The following is a 21545-nucleotide window of genomic DNA, read 5'->3' on the forward strand; positions in this document are numbered from 1 at the left end:
GTTTCTTAGACAGCTCCACTCCACATCAGGGGGCCTTCTTCATCCCATTAATTCAGATCGTGTCGTGGCACGAGTTCAACCAACCTACTTGGGCAGTACAACTAGAGGATAGTGGAAATCGACGGGCGCCCACTCTTGTCCTCGCTTATGCATTACGTACGAACTTCGGTTCGATTGTGACCTGAAATAGGTGAGGGCCTTGGCCAGCGGGTAAATGAGCGAAGTGAAGATGCCGCGATTATCGGCGAGCCATGTTTTCTTCCGGTCAAGCCGCATCATTTGGCTGCCAACGAATCCACTTTCCCAGGGGTTTCCAGGCAAAGTATCTAGGCCCAAGTACTCCCGTGCCTGAGTGTGATGTAAACGTGCACGTCCGTCACCCAGTTAGGTGCGCCCCGTCTCGATACTCGGAAAACGAAAGTGCTGTTCTTGTCGGAGGCGTTCCAATTCGTAGGCGTTTGCGGGGGCGCCTACTACGACATAGGGCATGCTGCTTTGCTTGCACTTGGCAATCGCCCGCACGCCCACACTGAGACTCAATTCATCACTACGGAATATTTGTCGGTAGGCGTGGACGTCTATCTCGCGGGATACAGAGGGGTCGTCCGAGTCGGGAAAGGCTTTGGCCGTCTCGACGTGGAATCCACTCTACTCAAGGGTTGCTGAAGTACCTTGTTTTAGCAGCCAACCGGCGCCCCGCAGCGCCGCAATAATCTCGGTTGATGTGGGCAACATGCGCTGTTCAGAAACCTCATTCTCAGTCATGAGCCGATTTTCCCATTAGAAATCGCGGTCTCAATCGAAGATGGGCCTCCTCCTCGGCGCGAACCGGACGAAGGCGAAGGTTCCTAGGCAAGCGCCGCCGCTTCCGCCAACACTATTCACGCCCGTAGAACACAAGGAGAGCAAGCGGCAATCTCTATCCGCGTTCCCCTGCGGCAGCCTGTACGTAAGCCGGTCCTCCTGCGGGCACAGGGGTGTTGTGCAGTCGATTTTGGATATTCCAGGCAGTCGTCTTCGAAAAACGACAATTTTTGACTCACGGAGTCGGGACAAAACGCGTTCCACAAGCCATGTCCGAAAGAAACACCGGCAGAATGCAGCCCTGAACGGGTTCTGATCCAATTACCAGCAGCTGGCCAACGAACCGAATGCCACCGAAGCACCGGGGCAGAACGGTCACTACGACCCCAGGAAATCACATCGTTCGTTAGTTCAGATGGACCGCCGGAGGTTTTGTCTTGAGGCAGTAGCCTTCCAGCGCCTGACAGTAACTTGATTAGCCCAGAGTAGGCCCAGCGATACGTGGGAGGGGCGACGGAAGGGTTTTCGTATGAAAGTCGTCACCTGTGCGTATGACCTAACGTACTCTAGTGGGTCGGAAACCCCTTTCACCCGTCACGGGATTTTCGTCAGCCCCAAGCGGCCAACGCGCGAGGGACGTTTCGTAACTACACCCTGATCGCATGAAGCCAACCAGAACGGAGCCGTATTAAAGTGAAAGAGGACGAGCCTGTTAAGCGCAGACAGAAGCCAGGCACAGGTCGGCGAATAGACCGACGCACCGGGCAACTCCTGTCTCACTTGGATTATGCGCGCCCGAAGTACCCCCATAACATTCATCCCGCACTGGTTCCCGGCATCGGCATCGATGAGCAGCGTCGTCGCTACGGCGTAGACAAGCTCGTGTTCGGTGTAGCTGGTGTCCTCACAGCGGCCTTTGTGGTTTGGGGGGTCGTTGATCCGGCGAGCGTGGGCGTTGTGGCGGATACGGCGTATGGATGGACCATGGCCCACCTGAGCTGGCTATTCAACGCCGTCGCCACGATTGTCTTGGTCGCAATGTTAGTGCTGGGCTTTAGCCGCTACGGCAAGATCCCTCTCGGCAAGGACGGCGAACGTCCCGAGTTCTCCACGTTCTCCTGGGTGGCGATGCTCTTTGCGGCAGGGCTTGGTATCGGTGTGATGTTCTGGGGGCCTTCAGAACCGCTGACGTACTTCATCAATCCACCGCCGCTGACGAATGAAGCAGAGTCCACCGAGGCCATGCATCATGCCCTGGCACAGACTTACTACCATTGGGGATTCCACGCGTGGGCAATGTATGCCCTGGTGGGTGGCGCTGTCGCCTATACGGCCTATCGGCGCGGACGCCCCCTCCTCATGTCATCGATCTTCCAGCGGCTCTTCGGCAAGAAACGTTCCGAAGGATGGGCTGGCCAATTGGTGGATATTTTCGCAATCATCGCGACACTCTTCGGCACGGCCGCCGCTCTGGGAATCGCCGCAATGCAGATTGGCGAGGGGTTTGTCATCGTCTCCGGCGCCTCGGACCTGACCAACAACGCCTTGGTCATCATTATTGCCATCCTTGCGGTCGGTTTCGTGATCTCTGCCGTCTCAGGGGTCACCCGAGGCATTCGCTACCTCTCGAACATCAACATCGTGCTCACCCTTGGCTTTACGGGCCTGGTATTTCTCTTGGGACCGACCCTCTTCCTGCTGAACCTGTTGCCGTCGGCAGTCATGGAATATGTCGGATCACTCTTCGAACTGATGGCACGATCAGCTTCTTGGGGAGAGGCCACGCTGGACTTCCAGTCGGCATGGACCGTGTACTACTGGGCCTGGTGGATCTCCTGGTCGCCTTTCGTCGGGATCTTCATCGCTCGCATCTCCCGAGGCCGGACCATCAGGCAGTTCATCTTGGGAGTGATCCTGATTCCGTCGTCGCTGCTGTTCGTGGCCTACGGCATCATGGGTGGGACTGCCATTTCGATGTACCGCGAGGGGACCTTGGGCGTCATCGAGCAGGTGAATCCGCCAGAGGTGCTGTTCAAGATTGTCGAGAACCTACCCTTCGCTGGAATCCTGCCAATTTTGATCATGTTCATTCTGGCGATTTTCTTCATCACTGCTGCAGATTCCGCTTCGGTGGTGATGGGCATCCTCACGACTCGAGGCAGCCAGAACCCGCCGAAGGCCATCGTGGTCTTCTGGGGCCTCGTCATGGCTGGCATTGCCGTCGTCATGCTGCTTCTTGGCAGTACCGACGCGCTCGAGGGACTACAGTCGCTGGTGATCATTACGGCGGTGCCCTTCGCCTTCGTCATGCTTCTGATCATCATCGCCTGGGTCCGCGATCTTCGTACCGATCCGCACACACTGCGGCAGCAATATGCTGAGGCTGCGGTGAGCAACGCCATCGTGGATGGTCTGGACCGGTACGACGACGACTTCAACTTGCAGGTGATTCCCACGGAGCCCGGCGAGGGGGCCGGAGCCGGAGTCGACTCGACGCACGAAGATTATACCGAGTGGTACCGGCGCACCGACGAGCTCGGCGAACCCGTCGGGTTCAATTTCGATACCGGTGAATGGGCAGACGGCTGGGCCGCGGATCCCGTTGAGAGCGATGCAACCACTGAAGAGGTGGCCGTGGACTCGACACCGGATGACGACGCCGACTCCGGTGCAGGAAAAAACTGACAGGGAGGACGGCGCCCAGAGCCTGTACGACTACCAGGCGCCGTCTCCTTGCGAACTGCCGCACCGCCTACAGTGGAAGAAAAGACGAACAGGACTTCGTGCTGGAACGCAGCGCGTTCGGGTCGAGTGAGGGATGTTTAGTCGACCCGGAGGAATGAAAGGTTAATCATGAGACCAAATATTGTCGTTATCCAAGCCGACCAGATGGCGGCGCAGGCACTCGGCGCCTACGGGGATGCTGCAGCCAAGACTCCGAACATCGACCGGTTGGCTGCAGAGTCAGCTGTCTTCGATCGGGCATACTGCAATACCCCGTTGTGTGCGCCATCGCGCGCGTCGATGATGACCGGGGAAATGCCCTCGGATCTGGGCTGCTACGACAATGGCGATGATTTCCCGGCGTCGACGCCGACATTCGCCCATCACCTGCGCAACGCTGGCTACCACACGGCGCTGGTCGGGCGGATGCACTTCATCGGTCCCGATCAGCATCATGGGTTTGAACAGCGTTTGACGACGGACGTTTACCCAGCGGACATGGATATGGTGCCGGACTGGCAACGCGATCCGAGCGATCGCCTGCAGTGGTATCACGACGCTGACGCCGTTTTTACTGCCGGCGTCTCGAAGGCAACCGTTCAACAGGATTTCGACGACGAGGTGGCATTCCGCACGCTGCGTCACCTTAACGACAGGGTCAGAGCGAACCAGGCCGCGAGTGAGGACACCCCCTTCCTCATGGTCACGAGCTTTATCCACCCGCATGATCCCTACGAACCACCGCGTGATCATTGGGACCGTTTCGCTGACGACGAGATCCCGGATCCGAAGTACCCACAGGTGCCCAGCCTGGCGGAGGACCCGCACAGCCATCGTCTGCGGGCGATGAGCGGCTTCGACCAGCGCGATCCGAGCCTCGAGGAAGTTCGTCGAGCACGGCGATCTTATTACGCCGCCGTGAGCTACATCGACGATCATGTCGGTCGCATCCGCGAGCGTCTGGAAGAACTGGATCTGCTGGAGAACACCGTCATCATCGTCACCAGCGATCACGGCGACATGCTCGGGGAGAAGGGTCTCTGGTACAAGATGTCGCCGTACGAGGAGTCCTCCCGTGTGCCACTGATCGTCTACGGTCCGGAGCATTTGGTGCCGCAGGGACGCTACGCGAACCCAGTCTCGCTGTTGGACCTGATGCCGACCCTGCTGGAACTGGCGGGAGCCCCCGGCGGTGAGCCGAAACATGACATTGAGCAGGAAGGATCTGATGCTGCCTCGGGTTCTGCACGGCGCGGGGTGTCGCTGCTGGAGTCCGCCCGTCGGGAGGCAGATGGACGGGCCGGCCCGGAAGATCGCGACGTCGTCATCGAGTACCTCGCCGAGGGGACGCTACGGCCACAGCTGACACTGGTACGTGGCCAGTATAAGTACATCGTCTGCCCCGGAGATCCGGAGCAGCTGTTCGATCTGCGCGTGGACCCGCATGAACTTGAAAATGTCGTGTCAAAGCCGATGCACGCCGAGCTGGTTGAACTGCTGCGCAAGGAATTGGCAACTCATTACGATCTCGTGAAATTGGAGCGCGACGTTCTGGAGAGTCAGGTGCGGCGCAGATTAGTTGCTGGAGCGCTCCAACGAGGCAAAACCCGCCACTGGGACTTGGTCCCAGAGCCCGAGCAGCGTTACGTTCGTGGTGATTTTTGGGGGGCATTGGAATTCGGGCAGATTCGCGATACTTCACACTGAGTGCAGGCGCTCTTTCTGCGCCTCACAGGGTGACCGGGTGGTACCTCGTCAACAAGTTTCACGGCGGAGAACCACCGTCGCGGAGGCGAGGCGGTCAAATTGCGGGGGAGACGGACCAGAACCACATCCAGCGCAAACCATGACACGCACACCCTGGCTGATGTTCTAGCAGCGGCACTTACTGACAGATCTACGGCAGGGGCCCTGTTCTGCTCGGGCTGGGAAGGGCCACTAGAATCGGGCTGTCCGGAAATCACCTACCAACGGGACGACATCTCAAGACAGGGAGGCCGCGGGTGCCGATCACACGGACTGTGCTGGACACGGCCGAACACCATCCCGACCAGCCGGCGATCGTCGGGGACGACGGCCGCCTGACGTATGCGCAGCTCGTTGATGATTCGCGGCGAATGTTCTCCGTGGTTGATGCCTTGCACGGTGCCCAGGCCACTCCACCGGCACCGGCCGCAGAAACCTCCGGCATCCCGATCACGGCCGTGAGCATCTCCTCGGCGTTCCACACCTCGCGCATCATCGCGGGCCTCGCAGGGTTCCGGGCCGTGTCGGCGACCGTGGACCCGCAATGGCCGCTGGATCACCAGATCGGCGTCATCCTCTCCACGGGAATCGGTGTGGTCATCAGTGATTCGACCGATCTGGCCGACGGCCTCGCCGCGACTGGTTGGACGGGCACGATCATCACCCTCGTCGAGTTCAGGCAGAAAGAGGCATCCGTCGCTCCAGCAGCTCAACCGACGGTGCGGGATGGCGATGAGCCGTTCCTTCTGCTGTTCTCCTCGGGCACGACGAGCAACCCCAAGGCTTTCCTGAAGACCAGACACCAGTACCGCGAGAACTTCGCCGTCTCCAGCGCCTATCTGGAGCCGTACGCCGGCGTCGCCACCCTTGCCCCCGGTCCGGTGTCCTACAGCCTCACCCTGTACGCACTCATCGAATGCCTCGCCTCCGGTGGCAGCGCCCATGTGGCGGACGCCTTCGACCCGGCGGCACTGGGCCGCCGTATCCGCGACGAGAAGATCACCCGCGTGGTGGCCGTCCCCGCGATCGTCCAAACACTGATCGATGCCGCCCGCCGTAACCCGGAATCCCTCGCGACACTCGAACTGGTGGTCACCGGCGGCGCGAACCTTCCCGCGATCCTGCGTACCGGGCTGGCCGACGTCCTACCCGATGTGCGGCTCATCAGCTACTACGGGGCGGCGGAAATCGGGTTCATCGGCGACAGCCGGGGCGGTGACGGCACCCGCATCAGCGTCTACGACGGCATCCGCGTGAGCATCCGTGACGACCAAGGAGCTGAAGTGTCCGACGGCGAACCGGGCACCCTGTGGGTCCACGCCGCCTCATGCTCCGACGGGTACCTCCAGGGAACAACAGAGGCTGTGTTGCAAGGAGCCGGCGGCTGGGCGACGGTGAACGACCAGGGACGACTGATCGACGGCGCTCTGGTGTTGGAGGGCCGCGCCGGAGACGTGGCCGTCACCGGTGGGCATAAGGTCTCCTTGCCCGGTGTGGAACGCGCCTTCGACGGGATGCCACAGCTGGGAGCGGTCTGCGCGGTGGCGCTGGCCCACGAGCGGCTCGGCACCGTCGTCGCACTCGTTATCGAGGGGGAGTCACCGGAGAAGAGCGAGCTGCTGGCCCGGGCACGCCAGGAACTGGCCCCGCAGTTCGTCCCGCGCCGCTGGTACCGGATGGAGCAGCTGCCACGCACCGTCGGTGGCAAGATCCGCCGCCCTGCCGTCGCCGATTTGGTCGCCCACGGAGAGGCAGTGCGCTTATGAACGATCGTCGTCGCGTCATGATCACGGGGCTGGGGGCGATCACCCCGAGCGGCTTGGACGTCCCGACCCTGTGGGACAACGTCGCCCAGGGCCGCAGTGCCATCACCACCCTTGACGGTCCCGAGTTCGAAAACCTTGCCGTCCGCATCGGCGGCGAAGTGACCGGTTTCGACGCCACCACCGTCCTGAAGCCCCGCCTGGCCCGCCGGCTCAGCCCCAGCCAACACTGGGCCGTAGCCGCCGCCGACCAGGCCATGGAACAGGCCGGCTGGACCCCGGACGCGGGGGAGATGCCCTGGGATCCGCAACGATTCGCGATCATGGCAGCCACCGGCTCCGGACCGGTCGACGCGATGCAGCAAGCCACCCGCATCCTGGACCAGAAAGGCCCACGGTCCGTGCCGTTGACGTTGGCGATCCATGGCGCCCCGGATGCCGCTGCAGCCATCCTCAGCCAGCGGTACCGGGCGTTCGGCCCCGCGCAGGGGGTATCAGCGACCTGCGCCAGCGGGGCAATCGCCCTCGGGGAGGCGATGCGCCGGATCCGCCACGGTTACGCCGACGCGGTCCTCGTGGTTGGGATGGAGGACTGCCTGAATGCGGTGAACCTGGCATCGAACGCGAATATGCGGGCACTCGCCGCAGGCTATGAAGATGACCCGACCGCCGCCTCAAGACCGTTTGACCGGGCCCGATCCGGCTTCGTGATGTCGGCCGGCTCGGCGGCCATTCTGCTCGAATCCGAGGAGAGTGCCCGCACCCGGGGAGCCACCGTTTTGGCGGAGCTGGCAGGATTCGGTGCCGCCAGCGACGCCTATCACGCCACCGCACCACATCCGGAGGGCAGGGGAGCGGCGCAGGCCGTCCGCGACTGCCTCACCGACGCGGAAGTCAGCTCGGAGACGGTCGACCACATCAACGCCCACGGCACGGGGACCCCTGCCGGTGACGCCGCCGAACTGAACGCTCTGGAGGCCGCACTCGGTGACCGGGCCCGGACCATTCCGATCAGCGCTACCAAGTCGAGCACGGGCCATCTGCTCGGGGCCTCAGGAGCCGTCGAAGCGGTCATTGCCGTTCAGTCGCTCCGCAGTGGGATCTTGCCGCCGACGATCAACCTCGAGGACCCGGAGTTCGAGGGCTGGGATATCGTGGCCGGCGAGGCCCGGCGGCAACAGGTCACCGCCGTGCTGTCGAACTCCTTCGGATTCGGCGGACATAACGGCGCGGTCTTGATCACCCGTGGGAATGAATAACGAGGGAGCACCTATGCCAGACCGAGAGATCCGCCATGCAGAGTTGGCAGAGCAGTACCTGCCCGAGGACCTGTTGGAGCGCTTCCGCGACCGCGCCGACCGTTACGACCGGGAGAACAGTTTCTTCCACGAGGACCTGGCCGAGCTGATCGAACAGCACTACCTCACCGTGTCCGTGCCCGAGGAATTCGGTGGCCCGGGTCTGAGCCTGAACCAGGTGTCCCGCCTGCAGCAACGCCTGGCCACCGCGGCACCGGCAACGGCGCTGGCGATCAACATGCACCTCATGTGCACCGGCGTCGCCCGTGCCCTGTTCGAGCGCGGGGACCGGTCGCTGGACCATGTGTTCGGCGAAGCCATGAACGGGGAGATCTTCGCCTTCGGGATCAGCGAGCCGGCCAACGACTGGGTGCTCCAGGGATCGAACACCATCGCCGAACCACAGGACGACGGCGGTTATCTGCTGACCGGGGTGAAGATCTTCACCTCACTGTCCCCGGTATGGACACGTCTGATCACCCACGGGCTGGACAGCACCGATACTGAGAACCCAACCCTCGTCTACGGGTTCATCGAGCGGGATACCGAAGGCATCACCGTCTCGGACCAGTGGGACGTACTGGGCATGCGCGCCTCACAGAGTCGGGCCACCACCTTGAAAAAGGTCAGGATGGCGCCCGAGCGGGTCGTTCGGAAAATGCCGACCGGACGCCACCCCGATATGTTGACCTTCGCGATCACGAGCAACTTCCAGCTGCTGATCGGTTCGGTCTATGCCGGCGTCGCCCGCCGTGCACTCGACCTGGGCGCAGAAGGGCTGAAACGCAGGAAGTCGGCGAAGACCGGAACGAGCTACGCCGAAGTCCCGGAATTCAGGACCCGCCTGGCCGACGCCCATATGGAGTACATGGCGGTCCCGGCTCAGCTGGATTCCTATAGCCGCGACTTCGACGAGTTCGTCGATCACGGGGCGGGTTGGCCCTTGCGGCTGGTCAGTGCCCGCATCAACGCCTCCACCGTCGCCCGCCACGCTGCCGAAGCCGCGCTCATGTGTGCCAGCGGCAGCGGATTCAACAACGGGAACGAACTCAACCGCTTGTTCCGCGATGCCACCGCAGGGCTGTTCCACCCGCCAACGACCGATGCCGCCCGTCCCATGTACGCAGCAGCGTTGCTCGACGACTGAGCGGAAAGCGACCGATGTTCAAGGGGCTTGGGCTTTGGGCATGGGTCCGAGGAATGCGATGAAGTCACCGAACCATCGGTTGTGTTGGGTAGGCTCGCGGTAGCCGGCCGTCAGTCGGAAGGACACAATCAATAGGGGGAAGAATGCCTTTTGCGGCCTTGGCACAGATTAGCGAGGATCGTGCGCTCAGCCACGTTCAGTCGTATTTCGAAGACCAGTCCAATGGACGACCGTGGTTTACCGGGTCTAGATTTGAGACGTTCGCCGGTGGCGGCGACCAGAACGAACCGCATCGGATCACCGCTCATGATCTGATCGCTGTTTCGATGCTCTCGGTCCATGTGCCTGCGCAGGCTGCACTGGGGATAATCGAAACCCTGGGCGGCGAGATTGAAAGCCTCCTAGAGGAACTGCCAGTCGATGTGTGCTTCGAGGAACTTAGCGGCGAAGAATTTGACACTCTGCTTGGTGATAGTTCGCCTGCAGAGAAGATTTGGGATCTGCTGCGTCAACGTGACGATCGTTGGGAGGTGGGCCAAACCACCGCCAGTAAGATCTTGGCTCGGAAGCGCCCCCAGCTCATTCCCGTCTATGATTCCGTGGTCGGCCGCGCCGCTGGTTTGAAGGACAGCACCGAGCAGTGGAATCTCTGGTTCAGTTCTTTCCACGATGCCAATTCAGAGGCCGGCATTGAGCGTTTGCGCTCACTCCGTGCGAAGTCGGGTCAAGCGCATCTGTCGCTTTTGCGGATTCTCGACATTGTTCTGTGGATGGAGCACCGGAACAATGCTTCGGAAGCTGAGACCGTGGGAGACGGCGGATAGCGCTTAAGGCCAGCATTGGGAATGGCGATCGGTGTTGCGAGCGAAAGCGTTGGCCGGTTCCGTAGCCCACGCAGGGTGCAGGGAGTCCGGCGGCGGCCGCGGACCCTACGACGTCACCGACGCCGAGCCGGTCAGGTCTGCCGTCGCCGCTATGCCTGCCGAATCCTTTAGGAATCAAACCTAGAACGGGTTTTCGGGGCTGGCAGGGAGCCGGGGCGTGTAGGGAGCCGAGACTCGTATCCCGGCCCGGGCTACAGTGGGAAGAGATTTTTGCCCGTTCGCACCGGACCGGAGTCCCCATGACCGCACCGCCCCGCCGTCGTCCACTGTCTGTGGTGTGCGCGGCGCTCGCCGGATTGGTCCTGATCGGCACGTTGGCGGGCCCGGCGGCAGCCAACGAGGCCCCCGAACCCGCAGGCCCATCGGTGCTGACTCCCGATCGGCCCGGCGAGGATGAGGGCAAGCTGCGGATCCCCGGGCGGGAAGCCGAATCCGAGCATCTGTTCCTGGCCGTCGTCGAAGCAGCAGCCGATCGGGTAGACGCGGAAGCCATCGTGAAAGCCGTGGAATCCGCGCAGCTGGCGGACGGCACCAAGGTTCTACTGGCGGTGGACCAGCAACCCACCGAGATGAAAAGCGCAGCCCAACTGGTCCGTGGCTCGTTGCTGTTCGGACAGTCGGACGCCCTCGCCGATGACTGGGTGGAACACGGGAAAACCGACGGTTACGTCGGCAAAGGATGGATGGCCGTCGGGGTGATCCTGCCCGAACGCACCGGGGATCCCGTGGACGTCTCGATCGAGCGCGGACGCAATATCGAACTCACTGACCACGCCCATCTCGAGACGCTCACCCGTGCTGGGCAGAAGGCCTTCGATGCGGGCAGCTACACCCAGGGTCTCTCCGAACTCGCCGTCGCCGCCGGGACCGGGATCAAGGCCCGCTCCAACCCGCTGCCGCGGGTGCTGGGGGGAGTGGGGATCGTGGTCCTGGCCGGGATCGGTGCCGCGGTGGCTGGTGGCCGGCGTCGCAAGAAGGAAGCGGCGCTGCAGGTGCGGGAGCAAAAGGTCGTGTCTCTGCGGCCACGGATCCATGAGGTGGCCAATGAACTGCGGAGCCGGGGCGATGCCCCAATCCACCGGGGGAGCGCGGGGCCGGTCGCAGCATCCGTCGCCCGGCTGACCACCCACCTGGTGGAGCGGACGGCGGGGGAAGAGCAGGCGGCCGAGGAAGCGGCCACCGATGACACCGCGACGGCGTCGGCGATCCTGGACCGGCTGAGTACCCAGCAGGGTGCCCTGGACGGGATGGATCTGCTGCTCGGCGCTGGCCGCCCGGCAAAACAGGCGTGGCAACGTCAAATCCAGTCCCACCGGGACCGGTTGCAGGACCTGACCGAGGGGCTCGACGTCCCCGGTGCCCGCAAGCTCGAAGCCGCCCGTGAGGTGGTGGCCGTGTTGATCGAACACACCCGGGCCTTGGACGATGTGGAGAAGGACACCCGGCGGGCCGCCAAACGGGGGCGCCGAAAGCCCGGCTATGATCTGCTCGACCGGCTGGAGGCCTTGCGGATCGAACTCGACGCGGTCACCGGGCGCCTCGCCGGGCAGGCAGCGGTCGCCGAAGTGGAACTCGGACCGAAGCTGGCCGATACGGGGACCGCCGGAAAAGGGCAGCCCGGCGCCCACGACGTCCTTGCCCAGCTCGCCCGGGCCGTTGACCTGCTCGCTGCTGCCGGATCCCGCAGTACCCCTGCCTCCGGTAGGCGGGCATGAGCGCCGCGGTGACGGGCCGGCTGGTGCGTGCCGGCGACTCCCGCCCCCACTTTGGTTTCCCCTGGCTGGCCCTGGTGCTGGGGGTGGCCACCCTGATCTTCGCCGGCTTCGGCTGGCATGCGGTCACCGCCGAATCTGAAGCCCAGGTGCGCATCGTCGTGGAGGGCTCCCCGGGCCACGGCATCAGCCAATCCACCGTCGACGCCGCCCACCCCGACCCCATCCGCTCGTGGAAACCGCTGACCTTCAAGGTCACCGCCGACCACCTCAGCTCCGACCAACAACACGGGAGGACGGATCTGGGCGCCGACGTCGTCCTCTCCACGCAGTGGAAGAACGCAGAGGGCACGCCGAACGAACGGCGCTTCACCGGCGCCGCCCTGCGCTCCTCCGACGATTTCGACGACCGTTTCGCCATCGGAAACACCTACCTGAACAACCTCGGGCTCGGCCATGGCCCGCTGGCCGTGGTGGCCGCCGCCGAAACCGCGGCCGACGTGCTGGGCGACGGGCCCATCCGCACCCCCGTGTTCTGGGTGGCCGGAACCGGCCTGGGGATCCTCCTCACCGGCACCGCCCTGGCCTTCTCGCTGCGCCGGCGCCGGCACTGGGAGCGCCGGTACCGGCGGCTAGCCACGGCCCAGCGCCGTCTCGCCCGGGTGGCCCTGGACTTGGAGGCACTCGAAGTCACCTACCGGACGACTCCCGAACGACGCCGGCCCGCCGGCTACACCGTGGCCTGGCGGACGTTGCGGGATTCGACCCTGGAACTGGCCCGCACCGAAGCAGGGGTCGCGACCGCCGTCAGGGATCCGCAGACCGCGCTGTCCACGCAGACCGGGGGCCTGGTCGATCTCTTCGAGGCCTCGGCCCGCGAACTCACCACCCTGGCCGACGCCCTGCTCGCCGCCGGCGCCGTGCACGGGAACCTGTCCCGGCGGGGCGCGGTCTTCGAGCGGATCACCGCCCCGTTGAACGACGCCGCCCGTGAACTGATCATCCGCCTGGAAGCGGCCCCGGCCAACGTGTTTTCGGCCAAGACCATGGACGATCTGCGCGGCCGGCTGCGGGCCCTGCTGGAGGCCTCGGCCCGTTCCGGCCGCGGCACCGCAGGCTCCGGGGTCGAGGCCTGGGCGGAGGCGGAACGCAGCCTCGAGGGGATCGCCCGCCATATTGCCGACGTGCTGCGCCGCTACCCGCACGGCAAGGTCAGGGCCCGCCGGCGGGATACAGAAGACCTGAGCGGACTGCGCGAAAGCCTGGGCCTGCCGGGTGAGGCGTCGCTGGCGTTGACGGTACTCGACGAAGCCAATGCCGTGGCCCGGGCCCTGCTCGGTGACGTGGAGGCCTACGACGCTTTGTCCCCGGCCCGCCGACCCCGCGGGCATCGGGGCCGTCGCGGTCTGCGCCGGCTCCACCCCGGCTCCCACGGCACGCCGGCAACCGGGCGGCGTGCCACCATCTGGTGGCTCTCGGGAACCGCCGTCGCGCTCGTGGTCTCGGCCATCGCCGCCGGACTGGTCACCGGGACCGTCCTGGGCCGTCCCGGCTGGGAACTGACCGGCACCGACCATCTACGCAGCCTGACCATCGATGGGCAGGCCGAGGGGATCACGGAGGAGGGGATCCGTCGCTACCTCGAGGATCAGTTCCCCCGACCCATCGACGTCACCTTGGCGGTCCGCGATGCCGAACAGTACCTGCAGCCGACCCCCAGAGCCGACTCGGATTTGGGGGTCGAGGTCGATCCTGCCCGCCGGCTCGAGGCGCTCTGGCGGGTGAAGGGGCAGTTCCCCCGGTTGCTGGAGCCGGTGACCGACGAGCTGCGGCCCGATCAGGTGATCGTGCCCGTCATGGTCTTCGACGACGGCCGGGTCGCGGTGCCGGGACAGCTCACCGGGGCCACGGCATTGGGTGACGGCCGCCGGCTGGGAGCGTCGAACTGGACCTTCCCCAACCTCTACGTCTCCTCGTCGGGGACGGCCGAGGTTCATGTGGCCAATGGGCTCGAGGACCTGGCCCGTGGGCTGCAAGCCAACGGTTTCCGGGACCAGAACGTCAGCGGGGCCCTGCTCTTCTGGCTACTGACCGTGACCCTGACGCTGGGACTCCTCACGGCAGCCCAGGTGGTGCGGTTCGGCGGCCTCATCTCGGCCCGGCTCGGCCGCTTCGGTCGGGGAGGCGCCGCCCTGCGCCGGGCCCGGGCCGACCTGGATCAGCTGGCACTGGGGTTGGACGATTCCCGACTCAATACCGTGGCCGTGCTGGGAGCTGGGGCGGCGTCCTCCAGCGCCGAGGCGGACCAGCGCCTGTTTGAACGGGCCCTGGTCATGGCCTGGCGCGAAGCAGCTGACCTGGCGGCTCTACCCCTGGCAGCTCGGCTCTCCCAGCACTATGTCGACCGCGTGACCCGGTTGCAACGACTCGTGGCCACCCTGGGTGGACGCGACGCCGACGTTCACCGCCGTACCGAAGCCTTGATGGAGGCCACCCGCGGTGTCGGCGGTCGCTAGAAGACAGGCTGTGACATCTTCTAGTTGAGTCGTGACGGACGAAAAGAAATATTGCTGGAACGGTCGTCTTTTTCCTTGTGGCTCTGATGCGGGTCTGCCAGACTGCCCGGGGACGAGCCAGACGACTCAACATCATTGATGAGAGGACCGACCATGCCCCTGTCACCGGCACGCAGCTTCCGCTTCGCCGCGATACCCCTCGCCGCGGCCTTCGCCCTGACCTCGGCGATGGCCCCGGTAGCCACCGCGGCGCCGGCTGCCCCTCCTCCTGCCGACTCGAATCTGCCCGAACCCGCCGGGCAGGAGATCGCCGACGCGCTCGCCGACGGCCGGATCCCTGCGGCCGAAAGGAAGGCCCTGGCCGAACGGGCCTCCGAAGCCCTGGGGGAGGAGGTGCTGCCCGCGCAGATGGGCCAAGGCCAGAAACGCATCGCCGAAACCGGTGACCCCCAGGTCCCCACGCTCCGGGAACTGGCCGAGCTGGGCCGAGCAGCGGGCGGCGAGACCACTTCGATTCCCGACCTCCCCTCAAACCCAGCGAAAACACCGAACTCGACCGTCTCGCCGTCGTACACCTCCGGCAACGGCTGGTGGCGTCCGCCGGGCGTTCCCGGCGTGGACGTCTCCGCCCACCAGGGCAACGTGGATTGGGCCTACGCGAAGAAGAAGGGCGCCCGGTTCGCCTATGTGAAGGCCACGCAGTCCTGGCCGTCCTCGGTGTATAAGAACCCCAATTTTACCCAGCAATACAACGGTTCCCATGACGCCGGGATGATCCGCGGGGCCTACCACTTCGCCATGCCCGCAGCGTCCAGCGCCAAAACACAGGCCCGGGCCTTCGTCGCCAATGGTGGAGGCTGGTCGGCCGACGGGAAGACGATGCCGCCGCTGCTGGACATCGAATGGAACCCCTATGATGCCAAAACCTTCCGGCAGGGCAAGGGGGACACCTGCTACGGGATGAGCCCGAAGCAGCTCTCTGACTGGATCCATGCCTTCGGCGTCGAGGTCAGGAATCTGACCGGCAGGCTGCCGATGATCTACACCGCCGGCTCCTGGTGGAACCAGTGCACCAACTCCTCCTCCCGGTTCAAGAACTGGGATCTGCATGTGGCGCGTTATCCGGCATCGGCCCAGGACACCCCCGGAGCCCTGCCCGGTGGATGGACCAACCACCGGGTGTGGCAATACGCGACGGACACCGGCTTCATCAGCAAGACCGCCGGAGTGGACGGCAACGTCTTCAACGGTTCCCTGGCCCAGCTGCGCAGCTTCGCAAAGAAGGCCGGCTAACCGGCAGTCGCCGTGGCCTCGACCTCCCGCGGGTGCGGGGCGGGGGTGTGGGCGAAGTCCTCGCCCTCCAGATCGATGCTCGGCAGGATCCGATCCAGCCAGCCCGGTAGCCACCAGACACTGCGGCCCAGCAGGCTCATCAGGGCGGGGATGAACGTCATGCGGACCAGGAACGCGTCGATCACCACGCCGATGGCCAGCGTGAAACCGAACTGCTTGATCATGGTGTCGTCGCTGAAGATGAAGGCGGCGAACACCGAAACCATGATGATCGCCGCAGCGGTGACCACCCGGCTGGCCTGTTCGAATCCGTGGATGATGGCCGCTCGGGGTGCCAGCCCCGAGGTGTGGGCTTCACGCATCGAGGACACCAGGAACACCTGGTAATCCATCGCCAGTCCGTAGAGGATGCCGGTGACCATGATGGGCAAAAAGCTCAGCAGTGGTCCGCCGTTGTCCAGCCCCACGATCCCGATCAGCCATCCCCATTGGAAAACGGCGGTGCTGATCCCAAAGGTCGCCGCAATGCTCAGCAGGAAGCCGGCGGTGGCCTTCAGCGGAATGATGATCGAGCGGAAGATCAGCAGCAGTAGCAGCAGTGAGAGCCCGACGATGATCGCGATGTATTGCGGCAGCGCTTCGCTCAGCCGGTCGGTGATGTCCAGGTTGATCGCCGTCAGACCGGTGACACCCAGGGAGACCCCCGCCTGCGTGGACACCGCGGCGGCGGGGTCCCGCAGGTCGGTGACCAGTTGGGCGGTGCGCTCATCGGTGGGGCCTTGTTCGGGAATGACGGTGAACACGGCCAACGTGTGGTCGGGATCGGCTCCCGTGAGGCTGGCGGAGGCGACGCTGTCCGTCTGCTGGAGTCCTTGGGCCACGGCGCCGATGCGTGCCTGATCCAAGGGGGTGCCATCGGCGGAATGGGCCACGACCATCAGTGGTGCGTTGAACCCCTCGCCGAACCCGCGGGTGGTGGCATCGTAGCTCTGCCGTGAGGTGCTCTGCTCGGCATCTTGTGCGCCGGTGGGCATCCCCAAGTCCATGCTCAAGGCCGGAATGGCGGCGACGCCGAGGATGACGACGACGCCGGCTACTGCCAGCCAGGGCCGTCCGGTGACTCCTCGGGCCCACCGTCGAGCCGGTCCCTTCCGGTCTGAATGCCGACCCGACACACCGCGTGCCCTGGCCCGGGTCGAGCAGATGCCCTCACCGGCGAATCCGAGCAGGGCCGGGAGTAGGGTGAGGGCGATCAAGACAGCCAAGGCAACGGTTGCCGCGGCGACCAACGCCATCGTGGTGAGGAAGCCGATGCCGATGACCGTCAGCCCGGCCAGGGCAATGACGACCGTCGTGCCGGCGAAGACGACGGCGCTGCCCGCGGTGGCCAGGGCCCGTGCGGTGGCTTCTGGGGCGCTGAGGCCGTCGACGATGATGAAATGGCGCTGACGATTGACGATGAACAGTGCGTAGTCGATGCCCACCGCGAGTCCGATCATCAAGGCCAGCGCGGGAGTCGCCGTCGTCAGGGTGATCGAGGAGGACAGGGCGAAGGCACCACCGATACCGATACCGACCCCGGTCAGTGCCGTGAGCAGGGGCAGGCTTGCAGCACGCAACGAACCGAGCGTCAGGAGCAATACCAGCAGGGCGATCCCCAGGCCGATCGCCTCATGCCCGCCGATGGGTGGGTGCATCGAGTCCAGGGAGTCACTGGGCAACACGTTCAGCCCGGTGTCGGCGACCGCGTCTTGTGCCGTCGTCACGATCTGGTCGGCCGAGCCGTCGGGAAGCTCGTCGATCGGGGCGGTCAGCTGCATCTGGAGCATGGCGACGCTGCCGTCGGCGGAGACCATCACCCCCGGCACGGGGGAGCCATCGACGAGCAGGGGCCGGGGTGAATCCTGCTGTGCTTGCTTCGCTTTCTTCTGGGCCTCTGGCGACTCCGGGGCATCCGCTGTCGCAGCGGATTTGTCGACGACGAACGGAAGCTCGGTGATGTCTTTCGCCGCCTCGCCGATGGCGGAGGCCCGCCCGCCGTCGGTAAGTTCTTCTGCCTCGGGGACCGTGAACACCAGGGAACCTTGCCCGCCGCCTGCTGCCGGAAGCTCCCGGGCCAGATTGTCCCGGACGTCCTGGCTCGGTGTCCCGTCGATGGTCAGAGACGAGGAGATGTGGACGTCGCTGGTGGCCGCAATGCCGATGGCACCTCCGAAGGCCAGCAGCCACACGAGCAGGAAGATCCAGGGCCGCCGATGGGCCATGGCGCCGAGACGGTGGAGAAAAGTAGACATGGGGGTATCGCCTTAAGTGGTCGATGCAGAAAAAAGAGGTGGGTTAGAAGCCGTGGCGCAGGTGCGTGAAGGTGAGGTCCAGGAAGTCGTCCAGGGCCAACTCTTCGCGGTCCGCGGTTGCTGGTGTGGGAGCAGCTTCGTGCTGGAGGGCGATCTTCCCTTCCATGACGCAGGTCAGCGCGCCGTAGGCGGCCCCGACCAGCACGTGGGCGTAGGCCTTGCTGCCGGGGAAGCTGATCCGGGACAGGACGGCCTGCAAGGCGGTGTCACGGATGAGTTGATGGACTTCGAGAAGATGGGGGCGCAAGGAGGGGTTCTCCGCCGCCAGGGCCCGCAGGCTGTGCAGGACGGTGAGCAGGCCGCCGCCGAGTTGTTTCCGGGCCACCGCCTGCAACCAGTCGAGCAGGGCCAGGTCGTCATCGGGGGGCGTGTCGAGAGCGGAGCGGACTTGTTCGACGGCGACCGCCACGATGGCTTCCTCCTTGCCGGCAAAGTGGTTGGCAAAGGTGCGGCGGGAGTAGCCCGCGCGGGAAGCCACCTCGTCGATGGTGAACCCGTCGACCCCTCGTTCCCGGGCCAGCTCGAACGCGGTTCGGGCGAGGGCGTGCGCGGTATTCCTGCGCTTGGTTTCTCTCAAACTGATCTCGGTCACGACATGAGTATGACACTTCGTTGCCCAATGGGCAATGTTGCCCATTGGGCAACGAAGTGTCTGGGTGTCGCCTGTCCTCCCGGTACGTCTGACCGAGCGATTCGCCGTCGTCGTGCTTTCGCGGGAAGATAGGCCTCATGGACAACGCCACCGGTGCCCCCGAACAGCCATCCGCCGCGCAGCAGCCCTGGGTGAAGAACTACCAGCCGGGCGTTCCCGCCGAGATCGATTTGCCGACCGAATCACTGGTCGACATGCTCGAGCACTCGGTCGCCGAGGCCGGCAACCTTCCGGCGCTGGAGTTCTTCGGCCGACGCACCAGCTACCGCGAACTCGGCGAACAGGTCGACCGGGCTGCCGAAGGCCTGCGCACCCTCGGGGTGCGCGCCGGGGACCGGGTGGCCCTGGTGCTGCCGAACTGCCCGCAGCACGTCGTCGCCTTCTACGCGGTGCTGCGCCTGGGCGCCGTCGTCGTCGAACATAATCCGCTGTACACCGCCCGCGAACTGCGCCACCAGTTCGAGGACCACCAGGCACGCATCGCCATCGTCTGGGATAAAGCCGCAGCCGCGCTCGCCGACTTCCCCTCAGATATCGAGATCGACCACATCGTTTCGGTGAACCTGCTCGAAGCCTTCCCGAGGATCAAACGTGCAGCGCTGGCCCTGCCGGTGGGCAAACTGAAAGCCACCCGGGACTCGTTGACCGCCAAGGCCCCGGGGACCACCGGCTGGAAGAAGCTGCTGTCCCACGGCACGCTCGACCCGCTGCACCCGCGCCCCGACGTGAGTGATCTGGCAGCCATCCAGTACACCTCGGGCACCACGGGCCGCCCCAAGGGGGCGATGCTGACCCACTTCAACCTGTATTCAAACGCCCTGCAGGGCGAGGCCTGGATGGAAGGCGCGCAGTACGGCAAGGAGATCTTCTACGCCATCCTGCCGATGTTCCACGCCTTCGGCATGACGCTGTACCTGACCTACGGGATCCGCAAGCAGGGCCTGTTGGTCCTGTTCCCGAAGTTCGACCCAGAGCTGATCCTGGACGCGATGAAGAAGTCCCCGGCCACCGTCTACTGCGCGGTCCCGCCGATCTACGAACGCACCGCCATCGCCGCGAAGGAACGCGGGGTATCGCTGCGTTCGGCCAAATACTGCATTTCCGGGGCCATGAACCTGCCCGACCATGTCGTCGAACTCTGGGAATCGGTCTCCGGCGGCCTGCTGGTCGAAGGCTACGGGATGACCGAATCCTCGCCGGTGGCCCTGGGTAACCCGTTCCACCCCACCCGGCGCAACGGCACCATCGGGGTGCCCTTCCCCTCGACCCTCATGAAAGTCGTGGACCCCCAGGACGCATCGGCCGAGGTCACGGCCGGAGAACCCGGGGAGCTGCTCATCAAGGGCCCACAGGTCTTCAGCGGCTACTGGAACAACCCCGAGGAAACCGCCACAACGCTGCTGCCCGGCGGCTGGCTGCGCACCGGCGACATCGTCACCGTGGACGACGACGGTTTCGCCACCGTGGTGGACCGGGCCAAGGAACTGATTGTCACCGGCGGCTTCAACGTCTCACCCACCGAGGTCGAGACCGTGCTGCGCCTGCACTCCGACGTGAAGGATGCCGCCGCCTTCGGCAAACCCCTGGAACGCGGGGGCGAAATGGTGCTCGCCGCCGTCGAACTCGAACCCGGGGCCGGCCTGGATGAAGACGCGCTGCGTGCACATTGCCGTGAACACCTGGCCGGCTACAAAGTTCCTAAGCGCATCGTGGCCATCGAAGACCTCCCACGCTCTATGCTGGGCAAGATCCTGCGCAAGCAGGTGCGCGAACAGGTGCTGCCCGGACTCTGATCCGTCATCCACCCTGGACCAGTACGGGAGAACACGATGACTGAACCTGACGAGGCACTCGACGGACGCGAACGCCTCCAGTGGACCCATAGTTTGAGTCGTGCCGGTGAGCGGGCCCGCAGCATCCTGTACCTCCTGGTGTTGGTGGCCGTCGTCGTCTTCGGGCTCCTGCAGATCACCGTCGTGATCGTGCCGCTCTTCCTCGCGCTGATCCTCGCGGCGGCCATCAACCCGCTCGTGATCTGGCTGCGCCACCACGGCTGGTCGGCGGGGCCGGCCACGGGCACCGCCTTCGCTGCCCTGCTCATCGCCTTCGGGGCCATCCTGCTCGGCGTCATCACCACGATCCGTGCCGAATGGGCGTCCCTGGCGGACCAGGCGGGGGACCGGACCAAGGACCTGTGGACCGCGCTGAAAAATAGTCCGTTGCCGGTCAACGACGCGACGCTGAAGCATGCCCAGCAATCCTTCCAGCAGCTGATGGGCAGCGATGCAACGCAGGACCAGGCCATGGCCGGCGCGGCGCTCGTCTCGGAAATGGCGACGGGGTTCGTGCTGATGGCCGTCATCCTGTTCTTCTTCCTCAAGGACGGCGGGAAGATGTGGGCCTTTGCCACCGGAAAGCTGCGCGGCCGGCAGCTCGCCAAGGTGCGGATCGCCGGGCGACGGATCACCGCCGTTTTGGGCGGCTACGTCCGTGGGACGGCCATCGTCGCCGCAGTGGACGCCGTCCTGATCGGGGCCTGCTTGCTGATCCTGAAGGTGCCGCTGGCCCTGCCATTGATCGTCCTGATCTTCATCGGCGCCTTCATCCCCATCCTGGGTGCCACGGTCACCGGGATCCTGGCCTCCGTCGTCG

13 protein-coding genes are annotated in these 21545 nt (G+C 64.9%); 11 read left to right on the forward strand and 2 right to left on the reverse strand.

The features are described 5' to 3' along the window. Positions 1 to 1584 precede the first annotated feature (1584 nt). The 9 genes from FM101_RS03810 to FM101_RS03850 all read left to right on the forward strand — a co-directional run bounded on the left by FM101_RS03810 (position 1585) and on the right by FM101_RS03850 (position 15887). Positions 1585 to 3489 carry a BCCT family transporter gene (locus FM101_RS03810; RefSeq protein ID WP_342744351.1) on the forward strand — a complete coding sequence of 635 codons (1905 nt, stop codon included), beginning with the start codon at positions 1585 to 1587 and terminating at the stop codon, positions 3487 to 3489. Between the two features lie 204 nt (positions 3490 to 3693). Then, entirely contained in the window at positions 3694 to 5235 is a 1542-nt protein-coding gene (gene betC / locus FM101_RS03815) for a choline-sulfatase (protein WP_241895256.1), read from the forward strand. A 296-nt stretch (positions 5236 to 5531) separates the two neighbouring features. Continuing rightward, positions 5532 to 7040: a class I adenylate-forming enzyme family protein gene (locus FM101_RS03820; protein WP_086995726.1), complete on the forward strand. Its 1509-nt coding sequence runs from the start codon at positions 5532 to 5534 to the stop codon at positions 7038 to 7040. Continuing rightward, the gene (locus FM101_RS03825; protein ID WP_086995728.1) at positions 7037 to 8296 is read left to right on the forward strand and encodes a beta-ketoacyl-[acyl-carrier-protein] synthase family protein; all 1260 of its coding nucleotides are present in this window, start codon (positions 7037 to 7039) and stop codon (positions 8294 to 8296) included. Before FM101_RS03820 ends, FM101_RS03825 begins: the two co-directional genes overlap by 4 nt. A gap of 13 nt (positions 8297 to 8309) precedes the next feature. Further along, on the forward strand, positions 8310 to 9482 hold the full coding sequence (locus FM101_RS03830; RefSeq protein ID WP_086995731.1) for an acyl-CoA dehydrogenase family protein: 1173 nt from the start codon (positions 8310 to 8312) through the stop codon (positions 9480 to 9482). A 143-nt stretch (positions 9483 to 9625) separates the two neighbouring features. Next, a complete protein-coding gene (locus tag FM101_RS03835) occupies positions 9626 to 10306 on the forward strand; it encodes a DUF6308 family protein (protein ID WP_086995734.1) in 681 nt (226 codons plus the stop codon). Positions 10307 to 10605: 299 nt separating this feature from the next. Then, a complete protein-coding gene (locus FM101_RS03840) occupies positions 10606 to 12081 on the forward strand; it encodes a hypothetical protein (RefSeq protein WP_086995737.1) in 1476 nt (491 codons plus the stop codon). Beyond that, positions 12078 to 14594 carry a DUF5129 domain-containing protein gene (locus tag FM101_RS03845; protein ID WP_086995740.1) on the forward strand — a complete coding sequence of 839 codons (2517 nt, stop codon included), beginning with the start codon at positions 12078 to 12080 and terminating at the stop codon, positions 14592 to 14594. The genes FM101_RS03840 and FM101_RS03845 overlap by 4 nt, the downstream gene beginning before the upstream one ends. Positions 14595 to 14747: 153 nt before the next feature. After that, on the forward strand, positions 14748 to 15887 hold the full coding sequence (locus FM101_RS03850) for a GH25 family lysozyme (protein WP_143269196.1): 1140 nt from the start codon (positions 14748 to 14750) through the stop codon (positions 15885 to 15887). On the opposite strand, the gene FM101_RS03855 is transcribed toward FM101_RS03850, so the two are convergent. Together FM101_RS03855 and FM101_RS03860 are read right to left on the reverse strand one after the other, a co-directional pair. Then, complete coding sequence (locus tag FM101_RS03855) at positions 15884 to 18181, reverse strand: MMPL family transporter (RefSeq protein WP_086995745.1); 2298 nt, start codon at positions 18179 to 18181, stop codon at positions 15884 to 15886. The two genes, FM101_RS03850 and FM101_RS03855, sit on opposite strands and share 4 nt — an antisense overlap. 43 nt (positions 18182 to 18224) lie before the next feature. Further along, positions 18225 to 18833 carry a TetR/AcrR family transcriptional regulator gene (locus FM101_RS03860; protein WP_096223159.1) on the reverse strand — a complete coding sequence of 203 codons (609 nt, stop codon included), beginning with the start codon at positions 18831 to 18833 and terminating at the stop codon, positions 18225 to 18227. A gap of 137 nt (positions 18834 to 18970) precedes the next feature. Here FM101_RS03860 and FM101_RS03865 point away from each other — a divergent pair, with 137 nt between their 5' ends. Both FM101_RS03865 and FM101_RS03870 read left to right on the forward strand, forming a co-directional pair. After that, a complete protein-coding gene (locus tag FM101_RS03865) occupies positions 18971 to 20686 on the forward strand; it encodes a long-chain-fatty-acid--CoA ligase (protein WP_086995753.1) in 1716 nt (571 codons plus the stop codon). A 36-nt stretch (positions 20687 to 20722) separates the two neighbouring features. Next, positions 20723 to 21545, forward strand: an 823-nt coding sequence (locus tag FM101_RS03870) for an AI-2E family transporter (protein ID WP_086995757.1), incomplete at its 3' end; no start/stop codon positions are given.

The organism is Arthrobacter rhombi, assembly GCF_900163545.1.
Taxonomy (GTDB): Bacteria; Actinomycetota; Actinomycetes; order Actinomycetales; family Micrococcaceae; genus Arthrobacter_H; species Arthrobacter_H rhombi_A.

What these genes read in the sequence shown, in the direction of transcription:
- betC (WP_241895256.1), top strand. Translation starts at nt 3,694, where the DNA reads ATGGCGGCGCAGGCACTCGGCGCCTACGGGGATGCTGCAGCCAAGACT.
- FM101_RS03825 (WP_086995728.1), top strand. Translation starts at nt 7,037, where the DNA reads ATGAACGATCGTCGTCGCGTCATGATCACGGGGCTGGGGGCGATCACC.
- FM101_RS03830 (WP_086995731.1), top strand. Translation starts at nt 8,310, where the DNA reads ATGCCAGACCGAGAGATCCGCCATGCAGAGTTGGCAGAGCAGTACCTG.
- FM101_RS03835 (WP_086995734.1), top strand. Translation starts at nt 9,626, where the DNA reads ATGCCTTTTGCGGCCTTGGCACAGATTAGCGAGGATCGTGCGCTCAGC.
- FM101_RS03840 (WP_086995737.1), top strand. Translation starts at nt 10,606, where the DNA reads ATGACCGCACCGCCCCGCCGTCGTCCACTGTCTGTGGTGTGCGCGGCG.
- FM101_RS03845 (WP_086995740.1), top strand. Translation starts at nt 12,078, where the DNA reads ATGAGCGCCGCGGTGACGGGCCGGCTGGTGCGTGCCGGCGACTCCCGC.
- FM101_RS03850 (WP_143269196.1), top strand. Translation starts at nt 14,748, where the DNA reads ATGCCCCTGTCACCGGCACGCAGCTTCCGCTTCGCCGCGATACCCCTC.
- FM101_RS03855 (WP_086995745.1), bottom strand. Translation starts at nt 18,181, where the DNA reads ATGTCTACTTTTCTCCACCGTCTCGGCGCCATGGCCCATCGGCGGCCC.
- FM101_RS03865 (WP_086995753.1), top strand. Translation starts at nt 18,971, where the DNA reads ATGGACAACGCCACCGGTGCCCCCGAACAGCCATCCGCCGCGCAGCAG.